The sequence below is a fragment of the uncultured Caldilinea sp. genome (assembly GCF_937128415.1).
Lineage (GTDB): Bacteria > Chloroflexota > Anaerolineae > Caldilineales > Caldilineaceae > Caldilinea.
Genome location: NZ_CAKZMJ010000038.1, coordinates 1 through 3519, shown reverse-complemented (window position 1 = coordinate 3519; position 3519 = coordinate 1). Strand labels below are relative to the sequence as shown.

Genomic DNA, 3519 nt, shown 5'->3' with positions numbered 1-3519 from the left:
CGCCGCCCGCATGATCGTGGGTCAGACGATCGAAGTGGACGGCGGCTACAGCCTCCTCGCATTCTGATTCCGTTTTCCCCTATCGAGAGCGTGCGGCTGGGAGCCGCACCTACGATGCTCCCCCTCTCCCAGCCTTGGGAGAGGGGGCCGGGGGGTGAGGGCCCACCCGAATCCATCAAGAACGTGCGGCTGAGAGCCGCACCTACGATGCTCCCCCTCTCCCAGCCTTGGGAGAGGGGGCCGGGGGGTGAGGGCCCACCCGGATCCATCAAGAACGTGCGGCCGGGAGCCGCACCTACGATGCTCCCCCTCTCCCAGCCTTGGGAGAGGGGGCCGGGGGGTGAGGGCCCACCCGGATCCATCAAGAACGTGCGGCTGAGAGCCGCACCTACGATGTTCCCCCCTCTCCCAGCCTTGGGAGAGGGGGCCAGGGGGTGAGGGCCTGCTTCGCAGATTACCGCCGCGCGCCGAAATCGACTACGGCGGTCATATTCCATAGCAGCCGCGGGTCGTACGTTTCCGGTTCAATGATCACGCGATAGACGATGTCGCCCGCCATTTGTTCGGCGAGCGGCAAGGCGCGTTGCGGCAGCGCGCCGGCGACCGGCGAGACACTGCTGATCTCCCCAACCGGACGGATGCGCAGCACCCTCCCCTCGAGGCGCAGCGAAGGCAAGGCATCGAAAGTGATCTCGACGCGATCGCCGGGCGAGATGCCTGCGACGTCGAGTTCGGTCAAGTCCAACGTTTCGATGCGCCACGCCGAGACGTCCGCCAATTGAACGATCGGAAGATCGGGTGTGACGTACGCACCGTTTTCGACGGCGACGGCGGTGATGACGCCGTCGAAAGGAGCGCGCAGCTCGGTCTCTGCCAGAGCGACGAGTGCATCCTGAAGTTGTGCGATGGCGATGTCGACGTCGCCCTGCGCCACTGCAATTTCCTCGGGTCGCGCGCCAGCTCGAAGCCTGTCCAAGGCGGCTTGGGCCTGATGGACCAGAGCCTCAGCCTCCGCCAGCTCGAGCGGCTCCATCTGACGCAACGCGTCGAGCCGGACTTGCGCCTGACGCACTGCGGCGGCGGCGCTGGCGATCTGTTCTGGCGTCGCTCCGCTTTGCAAAAAATCGAGTCGCGCTTTGGCGGCGTTGTAGGCGGCGGTGGCCTGTTGCATCGCCACCGACTCGGGGAGCATGCCGATGTCGGGATGGTTGCGCACCTTGTTGTAGGCGGAACGCGCCTGATCGAGCTGCGCCTGCGCCAGCTCTAGCCGAGCGGTCGCTTCGACGATCTCCAACGGGTCGGCGCCGCGGGTCAGCAGCCGATAGTCGGCCTGCGCTTGCGCCAGAGCGGCCTCCGCTTCGGCGATGGCGCCGGGAAGCTGTCCCTGCGCCAGTTTGTCGTAGGCGGCCTGCGCTGCAGCCAGCGTCGCTTCCAGCTCGGCGATCTCTTCAGGCGAAGGCCCCGCCTCAAGCAGCGCCAGGGCGGCGCGAGCGCGGTTGAGGGCGGCTTCCGCCTGTGCCACCAGCACGCGCTGCCGGCTATCTTTGAGCTTGACCAGCAACTGTCCTTCCGTGACGGCGTCGCCCTCCTGGATCAAGACTTCCTGGACGGTTCCCTCGATCGGCGCGCTCAGGTCGACGCTGCGCACGGGAACGACGCTGGCTTCGGCGCGCACCTTGCGAGGAGGAACGGCGATCGGCTGAACGCGCTCTCCATCCGCCGTGATCTGCAGGGGAGCCGCGGCCAGTACGCGTTCGAACTCATCCGGCCATACGCCCAGTCGATGGCCCAGATAGCCCATGACAGCTGCCGCCGCTGCACCGACGAGCAGCAGTAACCATCGATTGTTCATGGATGTCGTCTCTTCTCCTCACACCAGCTTTTGCGCTTGCGGCAGTCGACATCCTATTTTATCACCGGGGGCTTTGTTTCCGAATTCAGAAGGAAGTGCGCCGCGCCGCCAGGCTTAACCCGGCTCCGCCAACCGCAAATCAACGCCCCAAAATGAGCAATGCAGCGCTACGGCGCGTCCTTGTCCAGTTCCAGAGCATGAAGCAAACGAGCGCGGATAGTTTGCGGCGGGGAAGGGGGCGGCAGGGTGCGGTAGAGCAGGATCGTCTTGCGCAGGGTGTCGACGACCACGCGGCAATCTTCGCAATCGGCCAGGTGTCGCTCGATCTCGGCGCACAGCGCTTCAGCCGCTTCACCGTCGAGATAATCGGAAAGACTGACGAGCAATTCTTTGCATGTGTGATGAGAAACAGCGGCGTCCATCAGTTTCGCTCTTGAGAACGTTGCGCCAGCTCGGTGAAGTAGCCAGAGAGACGCTCGCGCAGCCACAGCCGGGCGCGATGCAGACGCACCTTGACGTTGGAAACGGAGAGGTCAAGCGCCTGCGCCGTCTCTTCGGTGGACAATCCTTCCAGCTCGCGCAACACAAAAACGGCGCGCAGCGGCTCCGGCAGCTCGCTGATGGCGCGCTCCAGCTCGTTGCGCGCCTCGGCGGTTTGGAAATCCTCTTCCGGCAGGCAGCACCAGTCGAACAGCTGCACCGGCGTCGTCGCCGTCTCCTCCTCGTCCACATGCGGGTCGATGGAGACGTGCAACGGCTGTTTCTTGCGTAGCCGCATCAGCGCTGCATTGTAGGCGATCCGATACAGCCAGGTGCTCAGACTGGAACGCCCCTCGAAGGAGTCGATGGTGCGGAAGGCGTTGAGAAAGGTCTCCTGGACGATGTCCTCCGCCTCGTGCGGATCGCCGACCATGCGCAACGCCAACCGATAGACGCCCGCGCTATGCAAGTCGATGCATTCGGCGCAGGCCGTCTTGTCGCCTGCTCGAATGCGTTCGAGCAAACGCTGTTCGTAGGCTTCGTCGAGCAGCTCAGGCGAGAGCAGCGTCGGCGCAGGCAGTTCCTTCGTCATGCAGCCGATTATACCAGCCGCACGACGAAGGGGACAAAGCCGGCGGGTTGCCTCAACTGACCATCGCTTCCCAGTGCTGTCGCGCCAGCTTCATGAACTCCTCATCGGTGACGTTCATCAGCTTGGCCATCAACATATTTTCCGGCACGGCGCCTTCGATGTGAATGACGTCGTTGATGACCGTGCGCGGCACGCCGTAAACCTGATAGCGGTTGGCGAGATGCGGGAACTCGGTCGCCTCCACCATCGCGGCGGTGACGCGATCGCTCGCAATGGCCAGCCGATGCGCCAGCAGCACTGCGCGCGGGCAATAGGGGCAGGTCGGCGTCACGAAGACCTGGATGTTCACCGGCCCCTTCAACTGCGCCAATTGCTCCAGCGTCTTTTCGCTCAACCCATGTTCGCCCGAACTGACGAGGCGGATGTCCTCGATCAGCGTGCCGAACTCATAGCCGGAGGGAATGCCGTAGAGGCGAACGCCGTAATCTTTGGGTTCCTCGCCGTCGCGCACGATGGCGATGGCCGGAATTTTGTCGATGCCGTAGGTCTCGGCCACTTCGCTGTCCTTGACAAAGTCGCGCACCTCCACGCTGAC

The 3519-nt window shown here is 64.2% G+C and carries 4 protein-coding genes; all 4 read right to left on the bottom strand.

From position 1 onward, the window contains the following. Positions 1-454 precede the first annotated feature (454 nt). A complete protein-coding gene (locus tag Q0367_RS06590) occupies positions 455-1852 on the bottom strand; it encodes an HlyD family secretion protein (RefSeq protein WP_298981280.1) in 1398 nt (465 codons plus the stop codon). Between the two features lie 167 nt (positions 1853-2019). After that, positions 2020-2274: an anti-sigma factor gene (locus tag Q0367_RS06585; RefSeq protein ID WP_297637876.1), complete on the bottom strand. Its 255-nt coding sequence runs from the start codon at positions 2272-2274 to the stop codon at positions 2020-2022. Continuing rightward, positions 2274-2924, bottom strand: coding sequence for an RNA polymerase sigma factor (locus Q0367_RS06580; RefSeq protein WP_297637879.1), 651 nt, complete (start codon positions 2922-2924; stop codon positions 2274-2276). The genes Q0367_RS06585 and Q0367_RS06580 overlap by 1 nt, the downstream gene beginning before the upstream one ends. A gap of 52 nt (positions 2925-2976) precedes the next feature. Further along, the coding region (locus Q0367_RS06575; protein WP_298981279.1) for a protein disulfide oxidoreductase at positions 2977-3519 on the bottom strand (543 nt) is incomplete at its 5' end.